Here is a 23502-nt window from a genome sequence, read left to right on the forward strand (position 1 = left end):
AGGGGATGAGCCTTCGGGGTATGCACCGGCAGCAGCGGCCGCAGACGCTCCCACAAGGCATCGGAAATGATGAATTCTTGAGTCGTTGCCATACCCGAAAATAATGCCTATTTGGATAGGCTCTAAGAGGCTATCCGAGTAGGCGGTCATGCTTCGACTTTGCGGACGCCAGATAAAGCATGACGTTCTGGAAAAGCCTGTTCGGGTAGGTCCTAAGTACGGATCAGCACAGATTATTCGGATTCAACGGCTCACGAAGGGCATTTTCCCCACGAATTCGTCGCTTTCCACTTGCTTGAGAATAAAGTCGGCGAGGTCGGCACGGCCGATGCTGGTGCTGGCATTCACGCCTACCCAGCCTACGCGGTACTGCTTGCGGGCCACTTCGGTGGTAAGGCGCGGCCCCCGCACGATTTCCCAGTCCAGGCCACTGGCGCGCAGCACGTCGGCGTGGCTCTGCGCATCGGTCAGCACATGGGGCACGGCCAGGCGCATGATGCCGCGAATGAGCCTGTCGGCGAGTTGGGGCTGGTCTTCGGCGTAGGGCAACCCCCCGCCCGACAGGCTGATGATGCGCCGAACCCCGTGCTGCTGCATGGCCGCCACGATGTGGGCGGTGCCGCGCGTCTGCACGTCTTTAGGCGAATTCTTCACTTGTCCAAACAAGCTCACCACGATGTCGGCACCGCGCACGATGCTGCTGACGTCCTCGGCGTTGAGCACGTCGCCGGGCACCACCTGCAGGTTCGGGGATGTCTGTGGGATTTTGGCAGGGGTGCGGGCCAGGGCAGACACCGGGTAGCCATGCTGCAGGGCGAGTTTGAGGAATTCCTGGCCGGTGAGACCGGAGCCGCCAAAGAGGGCAATACGTTTCATACAATAGAAAAAACGGTGAAGTCTGGGGCAAAGAACCGTAGCTTTGGGGTACCTGCTGCTATTGGTAGTACTAACATTTAAGTAAGAAATGGCTCCTTTGCCCGTATTCGTCACGCCCCGCTGCCCGGTGCGCACCACCCTGGAGCTGGTGGGCGGCAAGTGGCGCCTGCTGGTGCTACATCAACTGGGTGCCGGCCCGTTGCGGTTTGGCGAGCTGCGACGGGCGCTGCCCGGGATTAGCGAAAAGATGCTGGTGCAGGAGCTGCGTCTGCTCACCGATGCCGGCCTAACGCAGCGCCACAACTACGGCGAAGTGCCGCCCCGTGTCGAGTACGAGCTGACGGACACCGGCCGCGCGGCCCTGCCGCTGGTGGCGGCCGCTGCCGACTTTGGCCAGCACTACCTTAGCACTCTGCAGGGGGAGGGGCCGCCAGCAGACCAGCCGCAGTAGCAGGCATAAGGCCGCCTGTAGGTTTCGGAGGCCGTTTTTCGGCGGGCGGCGTCCGCGCCTGCCCGGCCGAAGCGACTGGGGCGGGCGGCAGAAGCCATCGGATCTGCTATATCTTGCGGTATGATTTCCACCCTTGACCTTTCCCGTCTGCCCGACGCAGCCGCGCTGCAGCGCCTCTGCCAGTCGCTGGCCGTGCTCGATGCCGTCAACTCGCCCGATCTGGAGTTTCGCTATTACACGTACAGCCCCAACTGGAGCGAAACGGAGGCCTTGTTTGAAATGAGTGACGGCGAAGGTGACCAGATGCTGGTGCTGTTCCGGCCCGAAGGCTGCTGCATCAACGGTTTCCTCTCCCAATACGACCAGCCCGACAAAGTCCAGCTAACACGCGGCCTGCCTGCTGCCTTCGACGAATTCATGCTCGGTGAGCCGGTACTATCCATCGGTACCACATTTTGCCTCTGGTATACGCCCGCCCACGGCTGGCAGACCGGCGTGGCGGAAAATGAGGACGACGGCTCCGAGGAGCTACTTTCTATCCTCGATGGCCAGCCTGAATCCTACGCCGACTGGGCCAACGAGTATTACCTCGACGAAACCGAGCGGGAGCCGATTGATACCAACGATGTGGCCCGCATCTACCGCCACGAGCCTCTGACTAAAGCCCTCGTGCAGGCTCTGAACCAAGAGCTGGACGACTGGGTGATGCTGGAAACGGATGTGCAGGAAATCGGCTATCCATACGATTTCAGCTGAAGCGCCCGGGCGGTTTTGCGCGGCGCAAATCGGTCGTTAGCTTGTTGCTTCGTCGGTTGCCGGCTGTTGCGGCAGCACATACTGCCGTGCCATCTGGGTGAATTCCGTCACTTGCTGGTGCTGCCAAGTGGTGTCGTGGCCCAGCTCGCGGGCTAGTAGCGCAGCTACCACCGGAGCCATGCGAATGGCAGCGGCGGCATCGAGGAAAAGCACCCGCACCCGGCGGGCCAGCACATCTTCCACGGTGCGGGCCATTTCGTGGCGGGCGGCCCACACCACCTCCACGCACCTGAACTCCAGCGCGTCGTCCAGCTTTTTCGCCAGCTCCGGCTGCTCGGTGAGAAGCTGCTGGAGGGCTGGCTGGTCGGTGCCGTACACGGCGAGGTGGGAGCGATGGTCGGTGGTGGGCTGGGCGCCGTGAATGCGCAGGTGGGCCGTGCGGCTTTCGGCGGCCGGCAGCTTACCCAAGGCAATGGCCTGGTCGATGGTATCCTGGCCCATGCGGCGGTAGGTGGTCCATTTGCCGCCCGTGATGGTGATGAGGCCTGCTCCGGATACCAGAATTTTGTGACTGCGCGAAATCTCCCGCGTTTTGGCAGCGCCATCCGGCGTCGCGGCCAGAGGGCGCAGGCCCGCAAAAACGCTCAGTGCATGGTGGCGGGTGGGTGTGTGGGTAAGGTAGCGAGCCGCAGTGCGCAGAATGAAATCGACTTCCGCCTCCAGCGCCTGGGGCTCCAGCTGGGCTTCGTCCAGCGGCGTGTCGGTGGTGCCCAGCACCACGCGGCCGTGCCAGGGCACGGCAAACAGTACGCGCCCATCGTCGGTTTTCGGAATCATCAGGGCATCGTTGCCAGGCAGAAACGACTTATCGAGCACGATGTGGACGCCCTGGCTAGGCCGCACCAGCTTTTGCGCCGCCGGCTCGTCCATCCGCAGAATGGCATCGACGAACACGCCGGTGGCATTCACTACGGCCTTGGCCCGCAGCTCATAGGAGCGGCCGGTTTCCGCATCGGTGGCCGTTACGCCCGAAATCTGGCCTTGCGCATCCTTCACTAAGCCCCGCACCGCAACATGGTTGAGCAGGGTGCCGCCCTGTTCAATGGCCGTCTGGGCCAGATTGATGGCCAGGCGCGCATCATCGAACTGCCCGTCGTGGTAGAGTACGCCACCCCGAAGGCCCGCCGCTTTGAGGTTGCCGAGCCGGCGCAACGTTTCCTGCTTGCTTAGATGCCGGGAGGTGCCCAGGCTGAGCCGGCCCGCCAGCATATCGTAGAGCTTGAGCCCAATGGTGTAGAACGGGCCGCCCCACCAGTCGTAATTGGGAATGATGAACTCCTGGTTTTTGACCAGATGCGGCGCATTTTGCAGCAATAAGCCTCGCTCGTACAGGGCCTCGCGCACCAGCCCGATGTCGCCCTGCGCCAGGTAGCGCACCCCGCCATGCACCAGCTTGGTGCTGCGGCTGCTGGTGCCCTTGGCGTAGTCGGCTTGCTCCAGCAGCAGCGTAGTGTAGCCCCGGCTGATACCATCCAGCGCCACACCCAGGCCCGTTGCGCCGCCCCCGATAACGAGCAAATCCCAAATGGGACGGGCGGTCAGGGTGCGAAGCAGGTTTTCGCGGCGGAATACGTCATGAGGATCGGAAATCGGCATAGCAGGGGGGATAAGGCAGCAATGGCGGCACTGCGGAAGCTACGGAGTGCGGTGGGCATGGCCAATGCCTCAACGGAATTAGCGAGCAAATAGATAGTGCCGCCGGCCTCGGGCGCAGGGCTGCGCCCGTCACCTTAACCGTATTTTTCGAGGCTTAGGCCACCCTAGCCTTTGTCGGCGCCGTTTCGGCCCTTTGACTCTGCTCCCGAATCGTGAAGCAAAGACTCGATTTTCTGGCTATATCACCGGGGCACTGGCTATGGCGTTTCGTCGTAGCGAGTAGGGGAGAAGCCGGTAAGTGAATAGGATTCCAGGAGCCAGAAATCTGCACTAGCTTTGAGCATAGGCTCTGGCAGGAGACCAGTGACAACGGAGGAGGCATTAATCTTGAAAATTCGCGGCAAATGAGGAAATATACCACCCATGTTGTGCGGGCCCTGAGCAGCAGCGTGCTGCTGAGCACGTGCTTGGGTTCATTTCTCACGGCGTGTTCCTCGGCTTCCACGCCCACCGCAGCAGCGCCGCTGCAGGGCCAAACGCTTCACTCGCCGGGCAAGAAGCTCACGCTGAAGTTTGGCCTGAGCGCCAGCGGTGAGCCTACCTACCAGCTGCAATACGGCGCGAAAGCCGTGTTGCAGCCCAGCCGGCTTGGACTCTTGCTGCAGGGGTAGCCCGGTTTCGACAAGGGATTTACCATCGCCCGCCTTGATTCCAGCCAGCACGACGACACGTGGGCACCCGTGTGGGGCGAAGTAAAAAGCATCCGCAACCAATACAAAGAGCTGGCCGTGACCTTGCAGCAGGAGGCCGCCGAACACCGGCAGCTGGTAGTGCGCTTCCGGCTGTTCGACGATGGACTGGGCTTCCGCTACGAGTTTCCGGAGCAGCCAGGGCTGAAGTATTTCACGGTTTCCGCCGAGAAAACCGAGTTTATTCTGCCCGCCGACCACCAAGCCTTCTGGATGCGGGGCGACTACGATACCAACGAGTACCTCTACTCGACCACTAAGTTGAGCGAGGTGAGCCCCGCAGCTGCCCAGGCCACGCCCGAAATTGCCACGCAAGTCCCGATTCCGGGCAATGCCGTGCAAACGCCGCTCATGCTCAAGTCGGCCGATGGCCTGTACATCAATATCCACGAGGCGGCGCTGGTCAACTATTCGGCCATGGCGCTGCTCGTCAACGGCAGCACCCACACGCTGACCAGTGAGCTGTGCCCCGATGCTACCGGAGCCAAAGCCTATCTGCAAACCCCCGCCCAAACGCCCTGGCGCACGGTGGTGGTGGCCGATAACGCCTCGGCCATCCTGACCTCGAAGCTGATTCTGAACCTGAATGAGCCGAGCAAGATTCAGGATACGGGCTGGATTAAGCCCCAGAAATACGTGGGCGTGTGGTGGGAGATGCAGATCAACAAGGGCAAATGGGCCTACTCTGACGCAAGCAATATCAAGCTGGCCGACACGGATTTTGCCACGCTCAAGCCTAGTGGCCGGCACTCGGCCAACACGGTCAACGTGAAGCGCTACATCAACTTTGCGGCCCGGAATGGCCTGCAAAGCGTGCTCGTGGAGGGCTGGAACGTGGGCTGGGAAGACTGGTTTGGCAACTGGAAAGAGGAGGTGTTCGACTTTGTGACGCCCTACCCTGATTTTGATGTGAATGAGCTGCAGCGCTACGCCACCGGCAAAAACGTGAAGCTCATTATGCACCACGAAACCAGCGGCTCGGTCACGAACTACGAGCGGCGCATGGACACGGCCTACCGCTTCATGCGCGACCATAACTACGACGCCGTCAAAACCGGGTACGTGGGCCGCATCATTCCGCGCGGCGAGCATCACGATGGCCAATGGATGGTGAACCACTACGTGCGGGCCGCCCAGAAAACGGCCGAGAACCGTATTATGGTGGATATGCACGAGCCCGTGCGCCCCACCGGCCTGCACCGCACCTATCCCAACTGGCTGGCCAACGAAGCTGCCCGGGGCACTGAGTTTAATGCCTGGAGCAGCGGCAACCCGCCCGAGCACGAAACCATTCTGCCGTTCACTCGCCTGATGGGCGGCCCCATGGACTACACGCCCGGCATCTTCCAGATTACGCTCGACCAATATGCGCCCCAGAACAAGGGCAAGCAAGTGCACACTACCCTGGCCAAGCAGCTGGCCCTGTACGTGACGCTGTACAGCCCCCTGCAAATGGCCGCCGACCTGCCCGAGAACTATGAGAAGCACCGCGACGCTTTCCAGTTCATCAAGGATGTGCCCGTGGATTGGGACGACACCCGCGTGCTGCTGGCCGAGCCCGGCGACTTTGTCACCACGGCTCGCAAAGCCAAGGGGAAAGACGAGTGGTACTTGGGCAGCATCACCGACGAAAATGCCCGGGAACAATCCGTGAAGCTCGATTTTCTCACCCCCGGCCAGCCCTACGAAGCCATTGTGTATGCCGACGGCAAAGACGCTTCCTGGAATAAAAACCCGATGGCCTATCAGATTCGCAAGCTGAAAGTAAACAGCAATTCGGTGCTGCCGCTGCAGCTGGCCGCGGGCGGCGGGGCAGCCGTGAGCATCAAGCCGGTACGTCAGTAGAACAAAATTCTATGCTGTGATACCACGCTTAGTATCCTGCAAATGCGCCGGTTGATTCCCTTACATTTTGGATAAGTTACCCCATCATTTTTGCACTCATGAAAGCATTGTTTACCGCACTTATTGCGCTTCTCACCACTATTAGCGCTTTGGGTCAAGCATTTGAAGGTCGAATTTTATACGCAAATAGTTGCAAAAGCAAGCTGCCCAATGTAACTGACCAGCAATGGAATGACATGATGGGTACTACGCAAGAGTACTATATAAAAGGTGGGAGTTACAAAAGCATCGACGATGGCAAGCTCATGCAGTGGCAGCTGTTCAGTAATCAAGAGAATAAGCTGTATACCAAAATGGCGAATTCCGAAGCGGCACTCTGGAACGATGCCACGGTTAATGCGGATGAAGTTCTCAAGGCTGAAGTGAAAAGAGGAGTTACTGACATTCTGGGCTACAAGTGCGATGAGCTTACGCTAACCTGCAAAAGCGGCGTGCAGAAATATTACTTCAGCTCCAAACTTAGCGTTGACCCCAAACTCTATGAACAGCATAAGTTTGGTAATTGGTATGAGGTTCTTAAGAACACCAACGCTATTCCACTAAAGTTTATCGTTGATACCCCGCAGTTTGCTATGGAAAGCGTGGCTACTGAGGTTAAGAAAGTGAAGCTGGAAAACGGATTATTTTCCTTGCCAGCAGGTGTTACTACAACGAAGAGCCCTTATTAACGCATCGTGTGGCCAAGCAAATGAAGAAGCCCCGACCTTACGGCCTTGTCCTTACCCAAATCTTTTTCCGGCTTCCTGGAGGTAATGCCAAGGCCCTTTTTGTTAGCTGACCACGCTTGAAAAGCGGTAAACCAGATAGTCAACCGCACAAAAACGCCCTTCCAGCCACATGGCTGGAAGGGCGTTTGAGTTTTGGGTAAGGACAAGACCTTACGGCCGGGGCTTCTTCATTTACTTGAGCTCTTACTGCCCCGGCGAATAGGTCCGCTCGGCGTGCTTCTGCACATCTTCGGGATAGAACAGTACGTCCTTGAAGTTCTCCTCCACATACAGTCCCGCCTGGTCCGTGAAGTGCGGGGAGCTGGGCTTGCTGTTATTGCCGCCGGCCAGCACCGAGCGGGCTTTGAGGCGTGGCCCAAATTCCACCACGGCAATAAAGCTGTTACCGATATTGCCGTAGCGCTTCTTAGTGCCCGGGTAGGCCTTGGAGCCAAAGGCCGCCAACGAGCCCCAGGCTGAGGAAGTGAAGGCTACCGGTAGGCTGGGCTGCTGGTCGTCGTAGGTTTCCTGAATGTTGCCGGTCAGGCGTTGGAAGCGGTTCACCTCGCCCCAGGGCATTTTCCAGGTGCCGAAGTCCCGGGTCAGTTCGTCGAGGGTTTCCTGCAGGGCCGCTACCTTTTCCTGGGGGCTGGTTTTGGCAATGACAAAGGCTATCAGCTTCATCTGGTCCATCGGCTGGTTAGGCGCCACGCGGGTGCGGGCCAGGCGCTGAATTTTCTCGCCCCAGTAGGTCGCCACCGTTTGCGCTACCGACGTTTTGCCGTAGCGCCGGTCCCAGCCGCGCAGCAGCTTCATGGCTTCTACCACGTTACCTTCCGGCGGGTTGGGGCTATCCATTGCGAACTGAAAATCCTTGGCCAGGGCCGGAATCAGCTCCTCGAAGCCCGCCAGATACGGGTCCTTAGCTGCGGCAATAAGCGTGTCGAGAGTAAAGGTATTCTTACGGCTCAGCACCCGCACGGCATTCACACCGCGGTAGTTTTCCGCATCGGGAGCCATGTAAGCGGGGTATTTGTTTTTGGCCGGACTGCTCGGCCCCGCTACCGTAAACGGCGTGGAGTTGCAGTTCTGAATCCAGCCGCTGGCCGGGTTCATCACCTGCACCAGGTCTTCTACTTTGTGCAGGCCCTGCCACTCAGTTTTGGGGTTGCTGCCATCCACTGGCATGCTCCAGTCGAACTGCGGGTCGCGGCGGGGTATGAAGTTGCCGTGCCAGTAGGCTATGGTGCCCTTGCTGTCGGCAAACACGGTGTTGTTAGAGGCGTTACCGTTCAGCTTCATTACTTCCCGGAAGCTGGCGTAGTCCGTGGCCTTGGTGCGCAGGTAGGACTGTTCCAGAGCCTCCAGCGGGGTATCCATCATGCGCACCGTCACCCACTTATTATCGGCCTGCTGGCCCACTACCGGCCCGTGATGGGTGCGGAACGTGGTGAATTCCTTGCGCCCGAGTTTGCCGTCGGCCTGCTTGTAGGCAATGGAAACGGTAGTGGTTTGCACCGGCCGCAGCTTGCTGCCGTAGCGGTACACATACTTGCCGTCTTTTTTCTCAATGGTTTCCAGATACTCGTCCATGGAGTCGGCGTAGCTGGAGGTGTGCATCCAGCCGCAGTGCTGGTTGAAGCCCTGGTACACGAAAAACTGCCCCCAGGTTACGGCCCCGTAGGCATTCAGGCCGGCCTCACTGATGACCTGCACCTCGGGCCGGAAGTAGAACGAGGTGTGCGGGTTAATCAGTAGCAGGGCGTGGCCACTGGCGCTTTTGGCCGGGGCAATGGCAAACCCATTGGAGCCCACCGGCTCCTGATCCTGCTTCATGAAGTCGGGCCGCTGCCAGGAAGTGGATTTGCGCTGGCTGTAAAAGTTCTTGAGGCGCTCCAGCGGCACCACGCTGATATTGCCGCCGATGCTGCCCTCGCTAAACATCAGGGGCATCCAGGGTTGGAAGCGGCGCAGCAGCTTGGGCCGCACGGTAGGATGGGAGTAGAGGTAGAAGTTGGTGCCGTCGGCAAAGGCGTTGAGCAGCTGCTTCATCCAGGCCGGGCTTTTCCGATAAATGCTGATGGCCTGGGTGCTGTCCAGAAACAGGCGGGCCCGCAAATCCTGGTACAGAGCGGCCTCGCCTTCCACCTCCGCCAGCCGGCCGATGTTCACGATGTAGTTGTCTTCGACCCGGGCAAAGTCGTCCTCGCACTGGGCGTAGAGCAGGCCGAATACCGCGTCGGCGTCGGTCTTGCCGTACACGTGCGGCACGCCCCAGTTGTCGCGCACGATCTTGACTTGCTTGGCCTGCTGCTGCCAGCGGGCAATTTCGGCCGGACTAAACGCCTGGGCGCTAAGAGCGCCGAGTAGGGCCAGAAAGGTAAAGAGTAGACGCATTGAAAAGAGTAGTAAGGAATAGCGGGGGAGTGCCAGCAGCGTTGCAAGCGGCATCGCGAAGCGCTAACTTAGGGCAATATCCCGCCTTGGCCGGCTACAAGTAGCAACAAGTAGCGCAAGCAAGGAAGCTGATGCCCTTTTTGTTTGCCATATAGCTGCTCGTGCCGCCGTTTCACTACTGCCTTACATATGCCCTTTCGCGCTTGCTTCTGCCACCCGTTGCAAGCAGATGTTATCGAAATGGGAGAAGTCAGCCCGGCCCAAATCGTCGAGTTCTTCAATCAAATTCCCTGGCTTGACTTTTTGCGGTAGATAGAGGGCCGGCGGATGGATGAAGTACATTATGCCCCTTCGGTGGAAGTAGAAAACTTACTAACTCACCACGGCATAAGCATTTCAATAGCCGGGATGCCGGACCACTACGAGTTCTACCTCTTCTACAAGCGCCCTAAGCGCCGTCGCTACCTGCTCGGCCTGTTCTCCGCTACCGATGCCGACTATACCACGGAAGTGCACGGCCAAACGCTTCAGCAAGTCGCCCTGGCGCTACAAGAGCTATTGCGCCACGAGTACGATGCCCTGGATCAGAAGGTCAGATAAATGCAAAAAGCCCCGACAACTGCTTGTCGGGGCTTTTTTGTGTGGTGGGCAGCAGTTTACGCCGAAAACGATGAGCCGCAGCCGCAGGTGCTCTTGGCCTGGGGGTTGTTGAAAACGAAGCCCCGGGCGTTGAGACCATCCTGAAAGTCGACCTCCATGCCCAGCACATACATGGCGTGCTTCTTATCCATGATGAGCTTCAGGCCGTCGAGGTCGTAGACTTCGTCGTTGTCTTTGGCTTTGTCGAAGCCCAGCAGGTAGCTCATGCCCGAGCAGCCGCCGCCCTGCACGCCGATACGCAGACCGTATTCGGTTGGTACTTTCTTTTCCTCAATGATATTTCTTACCTCAACCAAGGCCCCCGGCGTGAGGGTGATGGGAGCAATTTTAGTTGAAACGGCCGTTGCCATAGTGCGTTCGGGGTTAGAAGAGTAGGCGCAAAGATACGAAGCCACCAGCATACGTCAGCAGCTTCGGCTCGTATAGAACAGCAAGGCCGAGCGTCGGGTTCACCGAATATTTCCCGACCTTGCCGCCCTCAAAACAGCTGTTTTCTCTGCCGCATGGACACTACCGCGTACATCTTCGATTTGCTCAAGAGTATTCTGCCCGCCCTCATCGTGGCGGGTTCACTGTTCTTCCTGATTCAAAGCTACCTGGAGAAAGACCAGCAGCGCCGCCTGATTGAGCTGCGCCTGGAAAACTCCAAAACCACCCTGCCGCTACGCTTGCAGGCCTACGAGCGGGTCACGCTGCTGCTCGAGCGCATCACGCCCAACAACCTGCTCATTCGCCTGAGCAGCTCGGGCCAGACGGCCGCCGAATATCATCGGATATTGGTAACCGAAATCCGGGCTGAGTTCGAGCATAACCTCAGCCAGCAGCTCTATATGGGCCCCGAAACCTGGGAGCAGGTGAAGCAAGCCAAAGAGAATATCCTGACGATGATTAACAAGGCCTATCACGCCCTGGCCACGCCCCAGCAGGCCCGCGGCACCGAGCTGGCCAAGCGCATCCTCGAAACCCTGATTGCCGACGAGCTGGACCCCACCGCCCCAGCCTTGCTGGCAGTGAAGCGGGAGGCTTCCGGGTTATTTTAGCCTGTCATTGCGAAGAGCAAAGGAATCCGTGCGTTGCGAAATTCGGAAATCCTCTCAGAGCGTGTTTGGGAATTTAAAAAAACGCCGATTCCGTCATGCTGAGCGCAGCCGAAGCATCTCTACCGCCAAAGTAACCTGATTACCGTTGCGGTAGAGATGCTTCGACTGCGCTCAGCATGACACGAAAGGCAAAATCCCAAACACGCTCTAAAAGGATTTCTGCATTTCAGAAGATATTGCTTCGCTTCGCTCGCAATGACAGACTGTGCGCTAGGCAGTAGCCAGCTGCGCGTCGATGGCGCGCTGGTAGCAGGCCTCATAGAGCGGAACGATATTTTCCACGGCAAACTCCTCGGCCCGGGCGCGGGCGGCCTCTTTAAAGCGCGGCAGATTTTCTTCCGCCAGCACGTAGAGGGCATTTTTGACCATATCGGCCACGTCGCCGATTTCGCTGAGCATGCCGGTGGCGCCGTGCGCGTTCAGCTCGGGAATACCGCCGGCGTTGGTGCTGATAACGGGTACTTCGCAGGCCATGGCTTCTAGGGCGGCCAAGCCAAAGCTTTCCTTTTCCGAGGGCATCAAAAACAGGTCGGCAATGCTGAGCACTTCCTCCACGGCTTCGAGCTTGCCCAGGAAGCGGATATCATTGCACAAGCCGATGTCGCGGCACAGCTTCTCGATGCGGGGCCGGTCGGGCCCGTCGCCGACGAGCAGCAGCTTCGCCGGAATCTGCTGCCGCACCCCGGCGAAGATGTGCACTACGTCGTCGACACGCTTCACCGAGCGGAAGTTGGAGGTATGCACCAGCAGCTTTTCGCCTTCCGGCGCAATAGCGGCCTTAAAGTGACCTTTGTTCTGCTTCTTAAAACGCTCCAAGTTGATGAAGTTGGGAATAACTTCAATGTCTTTATCGATAGCAAAGTACTCGTAGGTTTCGCGCCGCAGATCGGCGGAAACCGCCGTTACGCCGTCCGACTGATTGATGCTGAAGGTTACCACCGGCTCGTAGCTGGCATCCTTGCCGACGAGCGTAATGTCGGTGCCGTGCAGCGTGGTGATGACCGGCACGGTGATGCCTTTGGTGCGCAGAATCTGCTTGGCCATGTAAGCCGCCGAGGCGTGCGGAATGGCATAGTGCACATGCAGCACGTCCAGCTTCTCATTCTGCACGATATCCACCATTTTCGAGGCCAGCGCCAGTTCGTAGGGCGGAAACTGGAACAACGGATAGGGCGGAATATAGACCTCGTGGTAGAACAGGTTTTCGTTGAAGAAATCGAGGCGAACGGGCTGACTGTAGGTGATGAAGTGCACCTTATGGCCTTTCAGGGCCAGGGCCTTGCCCAGCTCCGTAGCCACGACGCCGGAGCCGCCAAACGTAGGGTAACAAACGATGCCGATATTCATGGGGTGGGAAGCAGCAGCGCGAAGCTCCAGCTTCGCGCATCGGTAAACGATACGGCGAGAAGTAAATCGTTGGGGGCAACCGCGCAACGACACGCGAAGCTGGAGCTTCGCGCTGCAAATGAAATCGGCGGCAAGTCGCTCCTAGGAACGCCTCACCGCCGATTGCGGAGTCAAAGAAACAGAAATGTCAGGCAACAGATCATGTCTTTTGTAAAGACTTGTAAATAACGTCGTGGATGCGCGTGCGGATGTTGTACTGGCGCAATTTGTTGTTGCCGCCATCGGGGTACACCCGGTTGGAAAGAAAGATGTAGAGGATTTTGTTTTCGGGGTCCATCCACACGCAGGTGCCCGTGAAGCCGGTGTGGCCGAAGGTGCTGGCCGGCGACAGGTTGGAAGTCGGGCCCTCGGGCTTCTCAGGGTTGCCGTGGTCCCAGCCCAGGCCGCGCTTGTTGCCCGCCACCTGGGGCCGCGAAAACTCGGTCACGATGGGCGACTGGAAGTAGCGCTGGCCGCCGTAGCGGCCGTTCTGCAGGTCCATCTGCATCAGTACAGCTAAGTCGTTGGCGTTGGCAAACAGGCCGGCGTGGCCCGCCACGCCGCCCAGCAGCGCCGCCGCCTGGTCGTGCACGGTGCCCTGAAGCTGGGTCTTGCGGTAGTAGGTGTCGTTTTCGGTGGGGGCAATGCAGGCTTTGGGAAAGCGCTCCAGCGGATTATAAGTCATGGAAGCCAGGCCCAGCGGCTTATAGAAGGTCTTTTCCAGGAACTTATCGATGGGCTGGGCCAGCACTTTCTCGCTCAGGCGCTTCAGCACCATAAAGCTCAGGTCGCTGTACTCTATCGGGTGCTTGCCCTTGATTTTGGGCAGCAGGCTGCTACGCATAATCCAGGTCCAGACCGAGTCATCAACGGCTTTGGTGCTGAAGGTGCCGGGCGCTACTTCGTTCGGAAACTCATCGGAACGTGTGCTGGCGTAGAAGGTAGGCTTGAGGCCGGCCTTGTTTACCGTCCGCTCCCAGGTAGGAATACCGGGCTTGAGGCCCGCCTGGTGCAGCAGCACGTCGCGCACCGTCATATCCTTCTTGTTCGACGTCCGCAGCTCGGGCAGGTAGTCGGCTACCTTGGCATCGAGGTTGATCTTGCCCTGGTCTTTGAGATACATCACCGCTTGCAGCGTACCGGCTACTTTGGTTACCGAAGCCAGGTCATATAGCGTGCTGTTCTCAACGGGGTGGGTTTTGTCGTAAGTGCAGTAGCCATAGCTCTTGTCAAACACCACGGCTCCGTCTTTGGCGACCAGCACCTGGCAGCCGGGAGCCGCCGCGTACGCCACCGATTCCAGCGCGATATTATCAATCTGGCTCAGAATCTTCGAATCCAGACCTTCGCTCTCGGGCGTGGCGTAGCGTAGCCGCCGGAAATCCGGAGTCGGCAAGCCCACACCTGCTTTCAGCGTTGGCGAAACCGTAACGGGCAGGCGGCCTTTGGCGGGCAGTGCCCCAAACATCACCTGCGGCACTACGAGCTGCGACGGGTAGTTGTCTTCGTAGCCGCACACCAGCGTGCGGGCATCTTCCAGATATTTCAGCGCGTAGGCGTTGCCCATAGCCACTACCACCGTTTTCAGCTTCGGATTGGCCTGCAGCTCCTTAATAAATTTCAGAGTGCCTTCGCCAATACCGTAGTTGTGGGCTGGCGTGTTATTCATGCCGTGCAGGCTCACCACCACTACGTTATAAGGCGTCAGGCGCGCCTGAATACGAGCAAATGTGGAGTCGACGGCGTAGCGGTTGGGCACCGAATACACCGCGCCTGCCTGGTACTTGTTCATGATGGTAGCATAGGTGCTACCCGCCGGCGTGCCCACCGTGACGGAGGCAATGCGGAGCGTATCGAGGCGGTGGAAAGGGAGCAGGTCGTCGTCGTTTTTTACCACCGTCACCGCGTGCTCGTAAATCTGCTGCTGCACCGTGCGGCTCAGGGGGCGCTTCAGGTTTTCGACCACGTTGGCCACGTCCACGGGCTGGTAGCGGTTGAGGCCAGCCCAATACTTGGCCCGCAGAATTTTGCGCACCCGGTAATCAATATCGTCTTGCGCGATAGTGCCCGCTGCTACGGCCTCCCGAATCTTCTGGAGCGCCATCGGCACGTCTTCCGAAAACAGCAGCACATCGTTGCCAGCGGCCAGGGCCAGGGCATCCAGCTCGCCGGGCTTATACAGGTCCGTTACGCTCTTCATATTGAGCGCATCGGTGAAAACCAGGCCTTTATAGCCCATTTTCTCTTTCAACAGGCCCGTTACCAAATTCTTGGAAAGCGTAGTTGTCTGGGTTTTAATGGTATCGAACAGCGGCATGTACAAATGGGCCACCATCACGCCCATCACACCCGCCTGAAACGACTGCTGAAACGGGTACAGATCCACGTTGGTCAGGCGCGCCATATCGGTATTCACCACCGGCAGGGCCACGTGCGAGTCTACATCGGTGTCGCCGTGGCCGGGGAAGTGCTTGGCTACGGCAATGATGCCATGGTCCTGCAACCCTCGGATGTAGGCCACGCCGCGCTTGGCAACCTGCTCCTTGTTTTCGCCAAAGGAGCGGTTGCCGATAACCGGGTTGTCGGGATTGGAGTTGACGTCGATAACGGGCGAAAAGCTGACGTGTACGCCCAGGGTTTTGAGCTTGAGGGCAATTTCGCGACCCATCTGGTACACGTACTGGTCGTCATCCATGGCGCCCAGCGTCATTTGCTTGGCAAAGTGCATGCTGGAGTCGAGGCGCATATCGAGGCCCCACTCGGCATCCATGGCCATGAGCAGCGGTACTTTCGCTTCGGCCTGGTAGCGGTTGGCAAGGGTAGCCTGCCGGTGGGGGCCACCCTGCAGAAACATCAGCCCGCCAATGCCATAGACTTTGACAAGCTCATCGATGCGCTGAACGTGCTTCTTGTCCTTGTTGGAGTAAGCGGCCACCATGAAGAGCTGGCCCAGGCGCTGGTCGGGCGTGAGGGTCGCAAACACGCTGTCGACCCAGGTTTGCTCGGCCGCCGAAATGGGCCGCACGTCCTTGTCCTTGGGGGCCGACGAGGAGATGATCAGACCCGTAACAGCCAGAAGTACCAGTAAGAGACTAATCCGAAATTCCTTGAGCATTGACTCCCGTGGTATCGTCGTAAAGTTGAATCTGAGCGGAAATAGCCCTACTTTTGTGTACTATCGAAAGGAAAATCGTGCCAGTGATTTAGCTACTGCGGTTGGCGTGCGGCTCTTGGCATTCTTTTCTTTCAACGCGCCAAGTCGGAGAACCGTATGGCGTGGGGCACACAAAAGTTGGCCGCAAACTTACGGATAAAATCCTGAGGTCGGACGTTATTGGCTTCGCCGATGCCCCAATAAGCGTTGCTAACCAGTTCAGTATCACCTTCAGTTCCCGGTCGATGGCGGATGTAATTCAGTTGCTCCCCGAATACCTCGCCAACCAGATTGCGGCGGGGGAGGTGGTTCAGCGGCCGGCTTCGGTGGTGAAAGAGCTGCTCGAAAATGCCGTGGATGCCAAGGCCACGCACGTGCAGCTTATCGTGAAAGAAGCCGGCAAGCAGCTCGTGCAGGTCGTGGACGATGGCTCGGGCATGACGCCCACCGATGCCCGCATGAGTTTGGAGCGGCATGCCACCAGCAAAATTCGCTCCACCGAAGATTTATTCCGAATCCGCACCCTGGGTTTTCGGGGCGAAGCGCTAGCGTCGATTGCCGCCGTGGCCCAGGTGGAGCTGCGCACCAAGCAGCGCGACCAGGACACGGGTACGCTGCTGCTCATCGAAGGCTCGCAGGTGATGAGCCAGCAGCCCGTGGCCTGCCCCGATGGCACCAGCATTGCCGTCAAAAACCTGTTTTACAACGTGCCGGCCCGGCGCAATTTCCTCAAGACCAACGCCGTAGAAATGCGGCACATTCTGGACGAGTTTCAGCATGTGGCCCTGTCGAATCCGCAGATTACGTTTTCGCTCTACCAGAACGATCTGGAGGTGTTTAATCTGCCGGCCGGTAAGCTGAGTCAGCGCATTGTGGCGTTGCTCGGCAACGGCTATAAAGAGCAGCTGGCGGCCTGCGAGGAAGTTACGCCCTTCATTGCGGTGAAAGGCTTTATCGGCAAGCCCGAGTCGGCGAAGAAAAGCCGGGGCGACCAGTTCTTCTTCGTCAACAACCGCTTTATCCGTTCGGCTTACCTCAACCACGCGGTGCTGGCCGCCTACGAAGGCCTGCTGCCCAAAGAGACGCACCCGTTCTACGTGCTGTTTCTGGAGCTCGACCCCAAGGCCATCGACATCAACGTGCACCCCACGAAGACGGAAATCAAGTTTGAGGACGAAAAAACCGTGTACGCCATCGTGCGGGCCGCCGTGAAACAGTCCTTGGGGATTCACAACATGGCTCCGTCCCTGGACTTTGAGGGCGACGTGAATTTTGCCCCTATTCAGCCCTTGCGCGCTTCGCCCAATGCCAACCCCTTCGGCGACGACTACCGGCCCGATGCCCTGGCTTCGGCGGCTGCCCGCGCCGCTACCTCGTCGCCCCGCGACGGCGGCGGCACCGAGCGGACGCTGCCAGCCCGGCCCACCGAGCAGGCCAAGCGCGACCTGGAAGCATTCTACAAATCGCTGGGGCAGACGGTGGTGCCCGATCTGCCGGAAGGCGACGCCCAGGCCATCGAGCGGTTTGAAAAAGTCAGCTCGCCGCTGGTCGTGCACAACCCGGTGCCGCTGGCGGTGGCCGCGCCCGAGCTGCCGTTGCGTGAGCAAGCCAGCGGGCCGGGCAACCGGGTGGTGCAGATTAACCAGCAGTATCTGGTGGTGCCCGTGAAGTCGGGCATGATGCTCATCGACCAGGCCGCTGCCCGCGAGCGAATTTTCTATGAGCAGTATGCCCAGGCGCTGGAGCGGCAAAGCGGCAGTTCCCAAACGCTGTTGTTTCCGCGCACCGTCACGTTTTCGCCCCAGGATTTCGCCATTCTGCGCGAAGTCTCCGACGCCCTGCATGCTATTGGGTTCCGATTCAATGAGTTCGGCCCCAATACAATTGCCGTGGAAGGCATTCCGGCCGATGTGGCCAACCGCGACGAGCGGGAGCTGCTGGAAGGCCTCATCGAGCAGTTTCGGACCCACGCCGGCCCCGTGCGCCTCGACCGGCGCGAGCAGCTGGTGCGGGCCTTGGCGCGCCGCCTGGCAACCAATAGCGACACTGCACGGTTATCGGACGTAGAAATGACGGCCCTCGTCGACCGGCTTTTTGCCTGCGCCGTGCCCAGCTACACGCCCGATGGCCGCCGTACCCTGGTGTTGCTGGAGCTTAGCCAGCTGCAGGACCTTTTCCGTAAACCCTGATTTTGCCCTGATCTTCCCTGCATGTTCAACCTTACCCCGGTAGTTCGCATCCTGCTTTTTATCAATATTGGCGTTTTTATCCTGCAGACGCAGCTGGGACTAAACGCATTTGCGCTGTACCCGGTGGGCTCCGCCAATTTTCAGCCCTGGCAGTTCATCACGTACATGTTTATGCATGGGGGCTTCGGGCACATTCTATCCAATATGTTCGGTCTGATTTCCTTCGGTCCGCTGCTGGAGCAGCGCTGGGGCGGCAACCGGTTCCTGACCTTCTGGATGATCTGTGGTATCGGGGCCGGCGTGCTGTATTCGGGCGTCCGATATTACGAGCTGAATCGGATGCAGCAGGATATGGAGGCCTTTCGGGCGGCTCCTTCGGATGTGGGCTACGTCGATTTCTATGAGCGCAACCTGCCGGAAGCACGCGGCTACGAAATCAACGCCCGCGAAATGCACCGCCACCCCGAAGACCAGAGCCTGGTGCAATCGGCGCTGACGCAAATGGAAGCCATGTATTCGGCCAGTCTCAACTCGCCCATGTTGGGCGCTTCCGGTGCGCTGTTTGGCATTTTGTTCGCCTTCGCCTACCTGTTTCCCAACACCGAGCTCATGCTGCTCTTCTTTCCTTTTCCGATCAAAGCCAAGTACTTTGTGGGCCTTTATGCGCTCTATGAGCTCTACAATGGCGTGCATCGTACGCCGGGCGACAATGTGGCGCACTTTGCCCACTTGGGTGGATTGTTGATTGGGTTTATTGTGTTGAAATTCTGGGAGCGAGGCCGTTCCCAATTCTACTAGCCGCTTCGCCCGCCATGAGTATTGTCAACGATATCCGTACGGCTTTCAGCCGGCGCGACAACGCACTGAATCAGCTGCTGCTGATTAACGTGCTGGTCTTTGCCGCCCTGATTGTGCTGCGGGCCATTCTGTATGTCTCCGGTGCCAGCGGAATCTACAACGTCGTGATGCGCCAGTTCGCTATGCCTTCGGATCTGCCGAGCCTGCTGCGCCATCCCTGGACCATTCTCACCTACGCTTTCACCCACGAAGGATTTCTGCACATCATCTTCAACCTGCTGAATCTGTACTGGTTCGGCATGCTGATCCGGGAATATCTGGGTAACCGCAAGCTGGTGAGCATCTATATACTAGGAGCGCTGGTAGGAGCCGTGTTTTTCCTGCTGAGCTTCAACCTGCTCCCCGTGTTTCAGGCTCGGCTGGGCGTTCCTATCGTGGGCGCTTCGGCGGCCGTGACAGCCATTATCGTAGCCGCCGCCACGCTTTTGCCCGACTATACGTTCAACCTGATCTTCGTCGGGCCGGTCAAGATCAAATACATTGCGGCGGTAGTCGTGCTGGTTTCCATTGCCGGTATCAATGGCGGCAACCCTGGTGGTGAGCTGGCGCACATTGGTGGTGCGCTGTTGGGCTTCGTCTTTATCCGGCAGCTGCAGGCGGGCCGCGACCTGGGCCGCCCCGTGCAGGCCGTCGGCGACTTCGTTGCCAATCTGGTTTCAGGCCGGCCACGCATGAGCGTAACGCACCGCAGCCGTCCGGCCGAAGCGCCGGCTGCCAAAAAAGGCGGCCTCGCCCGCCCCGAGCAGGAGGAAATCGACCTGATTTTGGATAAGATTTCGCGCTCCGGCTACGAAAGCCTCTCGAAGGATGAAAAGCAGAAGCTGTTCAAAGCCAGCCAGAAGTAAGCTCCGGGTTTCGACTGTTACGCAGTGAAAAAAGCCCCGCCGATGCAAGTCGGCGGGGCTTTATTATTTCCGCATATGCCACTGCCGCCGGGCCGGTGGTAGCTGCTCGATGGCGTAGCGCAGAGCCGTGCGGGGCAGCTGGCCGTGGTGGTCGGCCAGGAATTCTTCCAACGCCTCTTCGTTGCGGTTGCCCACTTCCCGCAGCATCCAGCCGGTGGCTGTCTGAATCAGGTCGTGGGGGTGGGAGAGTAGCAGCTCGGCTACGGCAAACGTATCCTGAAACTGCCCCTTGCGGATGAACGCCAGCGTCGACACTAGGCTCATGCGCTGGCTCCACAGGTGCGGTTCGGCGGCCAGCTCCAGCAGTACCGCCCGGTCTTTGTCGAGCAGATACGTGCCCACCAGCAGCGGACAGGTGATATCGACCAGGTTCCAGCTGTTCACGCGGTGGCGGTGGCGCAGGTAGGCCTCGTGAATTGCCTGCCGCCCGCTCGGGCCGGCTTTCGCGAATTGCAGCGTCCAGATAATCAGGCCGGTTTGGCGGTGCTCGTGCCAGGGGCTGGCCAGTAGCTTTTCCACTTCGGCCAGCGGCAATTCCCGAAACTGCCGCGCCACCTGCCGCTGCTGGGGCAGTGTAAGCCCCAAAAACTGGTCGCCTGCGCCGTAGCCGCCCGGCCCGGTTTTGAAAAAGCGCGCCAGAAGTACTGCCCGCTTGGGGTCGGCGAGGTCGTGAAGGGCTTTTTCAACGCTGGCAGCAAGCATTGGAAGGAGTGATTTGGAAGAAGTGAAGATAAAAAAAGCGGCCGTCCTGCTGATGCAGAACGGCCGCTTTTCTGGTGCTACTAGCAGGATTAGGCGTTGGCCGTCATCTTGTCCAGGGCATCCATTACTTCTTTCACATGGCCCCGCGAGGTTTCGAGCAGCTGCTTCTCGTCGTCGTTGAGCTGCAGCTCAATAACCCGCTCGATGCCGTTCTTGCCCAGAATAACCGGAGCACCCAGGTACACACCGTTCATGCCGTACTCACCTTCCAGCTTGATGCAGACGGGGAACACGCGGCGCTGGTCGCGCACAATGGCTTCCACCATTTGGGCTGCGGCGGCACCCGGCGCATACCAGGCCGAGGTTCCCATCAGCTTCACCAGCTCGCCACCACCCACGGCGGTGCGCTGCACGATTGCGTCCAGCTCTGCCTTGCCGATCAGCTCGGTTACGGGAATACCGCCTACGGTAGTATAGCGGGGCAGGGGCACCATGGTGTCGCCGTGGCCACCCATGAGCACCGCCTGAATGTCTTTCGGGCTAACATTCAACGCTTCGGCCAAAAAGGCGCGGTAGCGGGCCGTATCGAGGATGCCGGCCATGCCAAACACCTTCTCGCGGGGCAGGCCCGAGGACAGGTGCGCCTGGTAGGTCATCACGTCCAGCGGGTTCGACACAACGATGATGATGGCGTTGGGCGAATACTTCACCACTTGCTCCGTCACCGATTTCACGATGCCGGCGTTGGTCGAAATCAGGTCGTCGCGGCTCATGCCGGGCTTGCGGGGCAGGCCCGAGGTGATAACCACCACTTCGGAGCCAGCCGTGCGGCTGTAGTCGTTGGTGACGCCTACCGTGCGGGAGTCGTAGCCAATAATGGGGGACTTCTGCCAGATATCCAGCGCCTTGCCTTGGGCGAAGCCCTCTTTAATGTCAACCAGAACAACTTCGTTGGCGATTTCGCGGGTGGCTAAAACGTCGGCGCAAGTAGCGCCCACATTGCCAGCCCCAACTACGGTAACTTTCATCGGGTGATGGGTTGGGTTTAGGAATTTTATTCGCGGTTGTAAAGCTAAGCGAAAACGAGTTTCAGGCGGTGGTTTTCTGCGAAAGTTGACCCAAGCAGGTAAGGCCCGGACGCTATTCTTTACCGTTTGCGAATGAGCAGGTCGGGTATAGAGGTGCTGTTCTCGTGAACTTGTACGGCATTGTAATACAGCTTAAGCGTCCTGAATTGCGGTCTGTCACAGTCATTCTCAAACAGCACGTATTCCGCTCGAATGGTATCCTGATCCGCCTTTGACAGGTAGAGGATAAATTGCCTCTTCACCAATGGGCCTATTTGCGGATCGTTGTCCTTGTCAAGCAAAAAGAATGACAATGGCTCCAAATCCTTCTGCCCAGCCAGTAGCGGCACCAGCTGGCCTTGCTCGTCGCGCAGCACCACCGAATCCCGGGAGTAGCGGGCGGGCGGGGTGAATACGTCCTGGGTGCCACTGGCCTTGAGCAGCCGTAGCGGAACCACCGTCTCGGATGCGTCGAGCGGCGCTTCGCATCTGTCACTGACGCAGCCAGGTACGGCAGCTGTAACGAGTAGGAAGAATACGTGTAGGTACTTCATGAACTTAGGAATTAGCCGCAGTATAGGCCGCTACGCTACATACGCCGCACGGTCAGCACGCGCTGGGTTTCCTCGGTTATCTTGAACCGGTCGTCGGGGCGGAAGCCGATAATCCAGGCTATTTTCTGGTCGGCCGTAACCAGCACCCGCACGTCGTCTTTCAGATTGAGCGGCACTTTCTGGTCAATCAGAAAGTCGCTGATTTTCTTCTTGCCTTTCATGCCGATAGGCATAAACCAGTCGCCCTCCTGCCAGCGCCGCACCGTGAGCGGAAACTGCAGCCGGTCGGCATCCAGTGCTGCCACCGATTTGCTGCGCGGTATTTCCAGCCCGGTCGCCTCGCTCAGCTCAGCCCGCAGATTCAGGCCTTCGGCTTTGAGCTCCGTTTGGCCGGCCTGTAGCTGGTAGGTGCCAAACTTGGTGAGCGTTTTGGGCTTAATCACCAGCTGGTCCCGGTCTTTCACCAGCAGGTGCGTCGGCGACTCGAAGCGCCGGCCCGACTCGGCCCCGAAGGCCGCCACAATATCCTTCACCACCACATAGGAGAAGCCAAAAGGCCGCAGCAGCTCATGCAATACCAGGGTAGTAGCGGCGGTGCGCTGTAAGGTCGGGATGTTCAGGTAAGTGACTTCGGCTTCGTCGCGGCGCGCCTGGGCCGTGGTGTCTTCCACGTAGCGCCGCACGATTTCCTCGGCTCCGCCCACGCGCTCGGCCGTGATGTGCAGGGTCTGGTCGAGGTTGGGGTTGATGTCGCGCAGCACCGGCAGTACATCGTGGCGCAGGCGGTTGCGCTGGTAGAGCGTGCTGTCGTTGGAGGCGTCCTCGCGCCACGTCAGCCGGTTTTCGACCAAATACTCGAACAAATCTTCCTTGCCCACGCCCAGCAGGGGCCGCACGATGAAGCCGTTTTTGGCCTTAATGCCGTGCAGCCCGGCTAGGCCGGTGCCGTGGGTCAGGTTCAGGAGCATGGTTTCGGCCGCGTCGCGCTGGTGGTGAGCCGTAGCGATGCAGTCGAGCTGCTGGGTCTGGCGGATACGCTCAAACCAGGTGTAGCGCAGCGTGCGGGCCGCCATTTGGGTCGAAATACCTTCCTGAGCAGCAAACTCTTTGGTCTGGAAGAACTCGGCGAAGTAGGGCACTTCGTACTTTTTAGCCAGCTTGCGCACAAATTCCTCGTCGGCATCGGCTTCCTCGCCCCGCAGGCCAAAGTGGCAGTGGGCAATGGCGAACTTTATTTCCAGGCGGTGCAGCACGTCGGCCAGCACCACCGAGTCCATGCCGCCACTGACGGCCACCAGCACATAATCGGTAGCGGGAGAGAAAAGCTCGTTTTCGGCAACAAACTGACGGACACGGTCAAGCATACAAAAAATGATTCGGGAAGGCAACGGTGGGCACTAGCCTGCAAAGATGGGCGTTACCGGGCTGCC

19 protein-coding genes and 1 pseudogene are annotated in these 23502 nt (G+C 59.0%); 10 read left to right on the forward strand and 10 right to left on the reverse strand.

The genetic code is table 11. The annotated features are described in order from the left end of the window. Window positions 1–243: 243 nt before the first annotated feature. A complete protein-coding gene (locus tag E5J99_RS17345; protein ID WP_135499085.1) occupies window positions 244–876 on the reverse strand; it encodes an NAD(P)-dependent oxidoreductase in 633 nt (210 codons plus the stop codon). Window positions 877–964: 88 nt separating this feature from the next. On the opposite strand from E5J99_RS17345, the gene E5J99_RS17350 reads away from it, so the two are divergent. Beyond that, on the forward strand, window positions 965–1327 hold the full coding sequence (locus E5J99_RS17350) for a winged helix-turn-helix transcriptional regulator (protein ID WP_135499086.1): 363 nt from the start codon (window positions 965–967) through the stop codon (window positions 1325–1327). 120 nt (window positions 1328–1447) lie between these two features. Beyond that, window positions 1448–2083 (forward strand): hypothetical protein, encoded by a 636-nt coding sequence (locus tag E5J99_RS17355; RefSeq protein WP_135499087.1) that lies wholly within the window; start codon window positions 1448–1450, stop codon window positions 2081–2083. 36 nt (window positions 2084–2119) lie between these two features. Here the strand turns inward: E5J99_RS17355 and E5J99_RS17360 are convergent, their stop codons facing one another. After that, window positions 2120–3739, reverse strand: coding sequence for a glycerol-3-phosphate dehydrogenase/oxidase (locus E5J99_RS17360; RefSeq protein ID WP_135499088.1), 1620 nt, complete (start codon window positions 3737–3739; stop codon window positions 2120–2122). Between the two features lie 404 nt (window positions 3740–4143). Here E5J99_RS17360 and E5J99_RS17365 point away from each other — a divergent pair. The 3 genes and pseudogenes from E5J99_RS17365 to E5J99_RS17370 all read left to right on the forward strand — a co-directional run. Beyond that, window positions 4144–5997, forward strand: a pseudogene (locus tag E5J99_RS17365) (glycoside hydrolase family 97 catalytic domain-containing protein); the annotation flags it as partial. 12 nt (window positions 5998–6009) lie between these two features. Continuing rightward, complete coding sequence (locus E5J99_RS22170) at window positions 6010–6333, forward strand: glycoside hydrolase family 97 C-terminal domain-containing protein (RefSeq protein WP_317128837.1); 324 nt, start codon at window positions 6010–6012, stop codon at window positions 6331–6333. 98 nt (window positions 6334–6431) lie between these two features. Beyond that, entirely contained in the window at window positions 6432–7061 is a 630-nt protein-coding gene (locus E5J99_RS17370) for a hypothetical protein (protein WP_135499089.1), read from the forward strand. Window positions 7062–7304: 243 nt separating this feature from the next. Here the strand turns inward: E5J99_RS17370 and E5J99_RS17375 are convergent, their stop codons facing one another. Continuing rightward, window positions 7305–9497 carry a penicillin acylase family protein gene (locus tag E5J99_RS17375; protein WP_245319068.1) on the reverse strand — a complete coding sequence of 731 codons (2193 nt, stop codon included), beginning with the start codon at window positions 9495–9497 and terminating at the stop codon, window positions 7305–7307. 408 nt (window positions 9498–9905) lie between these two features. Between E5J99_RS17375 and E5J99_RS17380 the strand changes: the two genes are divergently transcribed. Next, the gene (locus E5J99_RS17380; protein WP_135499091.1) at window positions 9906–10097 is read left to right on the forward strand and encodes a hypothetical protein; all 192 of its coding nucleotides are present in this window, start codon (window positions 9906–9908) and stop codon (window positions 10095–10097) included. Between the two features lie 56 nt (window positions 10098–10153). Here E5J99_RS17380 and E5J99_RS17385 read toward each other — a convergent pair whose 3' ends face one another. Further along, a complete protein-coding gene (locus tag E5J99_RS17385; protein WP_100334767.1) occupies window positions 10154–10507 on the reverse strand; it encodes a HesB/IscA family protein in 354 nt (117 codons plus the stop codon). A 153-nt stretch (window positions 10508–10660) separates the two neighbouring features. Here E5J99_RS17385 and E5J99_RS17390 point away from each other — a divergent pair, with 153 nt between their 5' ends. Then, complete coding sequence (locus E5J99_RS17390) at window positions 10661–11197, forward strand: DUF7935 family protein (protein ID WP_135499092.1); 537 nt, start codon at window positions 10661–10663, stop codon at window positions 11195–11197. Between the two features lie 270 nt (window positions 11198–11467). Here E5J99_RS17390 and bshA read toward each other — a convergent pair whose 3' ends face one another. Both bshA and E5J99_RS17400 read right to left on the reverse strand, forming a co-directional pair. Beyond that, complete coding sequence (bshA, locus tag E5J99_RS17395; protein WP_135499093.1) at window positions 11468–12604, reverse strand: N-acetyl-alpha-D-glucosaminyl L-malate synthase BshA; 1137 nt, start codon at window positions 12602–12604, stop codon at window positions 11468–11470. A 199-nt stretch (window positions 12605–12803) separates the two neighbouring features. Then, entirely contained in the window at window positions 12804–15758 is a 2955-nt protein-coding gene (locus E5J99_RS17400) for a glycoside hydrolase family 3 N-terminal domain-containing protein (RefSeq protein WP_135499094.1), read from the reverse strand. Window positions 15759–16042: 284 nt separating this feature from the next. Here E5J99_RS17400 and mutL point away from each other — a divergent pair, with 284 nt between their 5' ends. The 3 genes from mutL to E5J99_RS17415 are packed head-to-tail and all read left to right on the forward strand — an operon-like array spanning window position 16043 to window position 19689. Further along, the gene (mutL, locus tag E5J99_RS17405) at window positions 16043–17986 is read left to right on the forward strand and encodes a DNA mismatch repair endonuclease MutL (RefSeq protein ID WP_135499095.1); all 1944 of its coding nucleotides are present in this window, start codon (window positions 16043–16045) and stop codon (window positions 17984–17986) included. Between the two features lie 21 nt (window positions 17987–18007). Continuing rightward, window positions 18008–18784, forward strand: a complete 777-nt coding sequence (locus E5J99_RS17410; RefSeq protein WP_135499096.1) for a rhomboid family intramembrane serine protease — start codon at window positions 18008–18010, stop codon at window positions 18782–18784. A 14-nt stretch (window positions 18785–18798) separates the two neighbouring features. Next, window positions 18799–19689, forward strand: a complete 891-nt coding sequence (locus tag E5J99_RS17415; protein ID WP_135499097.1) for a rhomboid family intramembrane serine protease — start codon at window positions 18799–18801, stop codon at window positions 19687–19689. 63 nt (window positions 19690–19752) lie between these two features. Here the strand turns inward: E5J99_RS17415 and E5J99_RS17420 are convergent, their stop codons facing one another. The 4 genes from E5J99_RS17420 to tilS all read right to left on the reverse strand — a co-directional run bounded on the left by E5J99_RS17420 (window position 19753) and on the right by tilS (window position 23436). Continuing rightward, window positions 19753–20451 (reverse strand): DNA alkylation repair protein, encoded by a 699-nt coding sequence (locus E5J99_RS17420; protein ID WP_135499098.1) that lies wholly within the window; start codon window positions 20449–20451, stop codon window positions 19753–19755. A gap of 89 nt (window positions 20452–20540) precedes the next feature. After that, window positions 20541–21479, reverse strand: coding sequence for a malate dehydrogenase (gene mdh, locus E5J99_RS17425; protein WP_135499099.1), 939 nt, complete (start codon window positions 21477–21479; stop codon window positions 20541–20543). A gap of 119 nt (window positions 21480–21598) precedes the next feature. Then, window positions 21599–22072 carry a hypothetical protein gene (locus E5J99_RS17430; RefSeq protein WP_135499100.1) on the reverse strand — a complete coding sequence of 158 codons (474 nt, stop codon included), beginning with the start codon at window positions 22070–22072 and terminating at the stop codon, window positions 21599–21601. A 35-nt stretch (window positions 22073–22107) separates the two neighbouring features. Further along, window positions 22108–23436, reverse strand: a complete 1329-nt coding sequence (gene tilS, locus E5J99_RS17435; protein WP_135499101.1) for a tRNA lysidine(34) synthetase TilS — start codon at window positions 23434–23436, stop codon at window positions 22108–22110. Window positions 23437–23502 lie beyond the last annotated feature (66 nt).

Source organism: Hymenobacter elongatus (assembly GCF_004745955.1).
In the GTDB taxonomy this organism is placed as follows: domain Bacteria; phylum Bacteroidota; class Bacteroidia; order Cytophagales; family Hymenobacteraceae; genus Hymenobacter; species Hymenobacter elongatus.

Coding starts and splice junctions, on each gene's coding strand:
- E5J99_RS17345 (WP_135499085.1), bottom strand. CDS start 876: ATGAAACGTATTGCCCTCTTTGGCGGCTCCGGTCTCACCGGCCAGGAA.
- E5J99_RS17350 (WP_135499086.1), top strand. CDS start 965: ATGGCTCCTTTGCCCGTATTCGTCACGCCCCGCTGCCCGGTGCGCACC.
- E5J99_RS17355 (WP_135499087.1), top strand. CDS start 1,448: ATGATTTCCACCCTTGACCTTTCCCGTCTGCCCGACGCAGCCGCGCTG.
- E5J99_RS17360 (WP_135499088.1), bottom strand. CDS start 3,739: ATGCCGATTTCCGATCCTCATGACGTATTCCGCCGCGAAAACCTGCTT.
- E5J99_RS17370 (WP_135499089.1), top strand. CDS start 6,432: ATGAAAGCATTGTTTACCGCACTTATTGCGCTTCTCACCACTATTAGC.
- E5J99_RS17375 (WP_245319068.1), bottom strand. CDS start 9,497: ATGCGTCTACTCTTTACCTTTCTGGCCCTACTCGGCGCTCTTAGCGCC.
- E5J99_RS17380 (WP_135499091.1), top strand. CDS start 9,906: ATGCCGGACCACTACGAGTTCTACCTCTTCTACAAGCGCCCTAAGCGC.
- E5J99_RS17385 (WP_100334767.1), bottom strand. CDS start 10,507: ATGGCAACGGCCGTTTCAACTAAAATTGCTCCCATCACCCTCACGCCG.
- E5J99_RS17390 (WP_135499092.1), top strand. CDS start 10,661: ATGGACACTACCGCGTACATCTTCGATTTGCTCAAGAGTATTCTGCCC.
- bshA (WP_135499093.1), bottom strand. CDS start 12,604: ATGAATATCGGCATCGTTTGTTACCCTACGTTTGGCGGCTCCGGCGTC.
- E5J99_RS17400 (WP_135499094.1), bottom strand. CDS start 15,758: ATGCTCAAGGAATTTCGGATTAGTCTCTTACTGGTACTTCTGGCTGTT.
- mutL (WP_135499095.1), top strand. CDS start 16,043: ATGGCGGATGTAATTCAGTTGCTCCCCGAATACCTCGCCAACCAGATT.
- E5J99_RS17410 (WP_135499096.1), top strand. CDS start 18,008: ATGTTCAACCTTACCCCGGTAGTTCGCATCCTGCTTTTTATCAATATT.
- E5J99_RS17415 (WP_135499097.1), top strand. CDS start 18,799: ATGAGTATTGTCAACGATATCCGTACGGCTTTCAGCCGGCGCGACAAC.
- E5J99_RS17420 (WP_135499098.1), bottom strand. CDS start 20,451: ATGCTTGCTGCCAGCGTTGAAAAAGCCCTTCACGACCTCGCCGACCCC.
- mdh (WP_135499099.1), bottom strand. CDS start 21,479: ATGAAAGTTACCGTAGTTGGGGCTGGCAATGTGGGCGCTACTTGCGCC.
- E5J99_RS17430 (WP_135499100.1), bottom strand. CDS start 22,072: ATGAAGTACCTACACGTATTCTTCCTACTCGTTACAGCTGCCGTACCT.
- tilS (WP_135499101.1), bottom strand. CDS start 23,436: ATGCTTGACCGTGTCCGTCAGTTTGTTGCCGAAAACGAGCTTTTCTCT.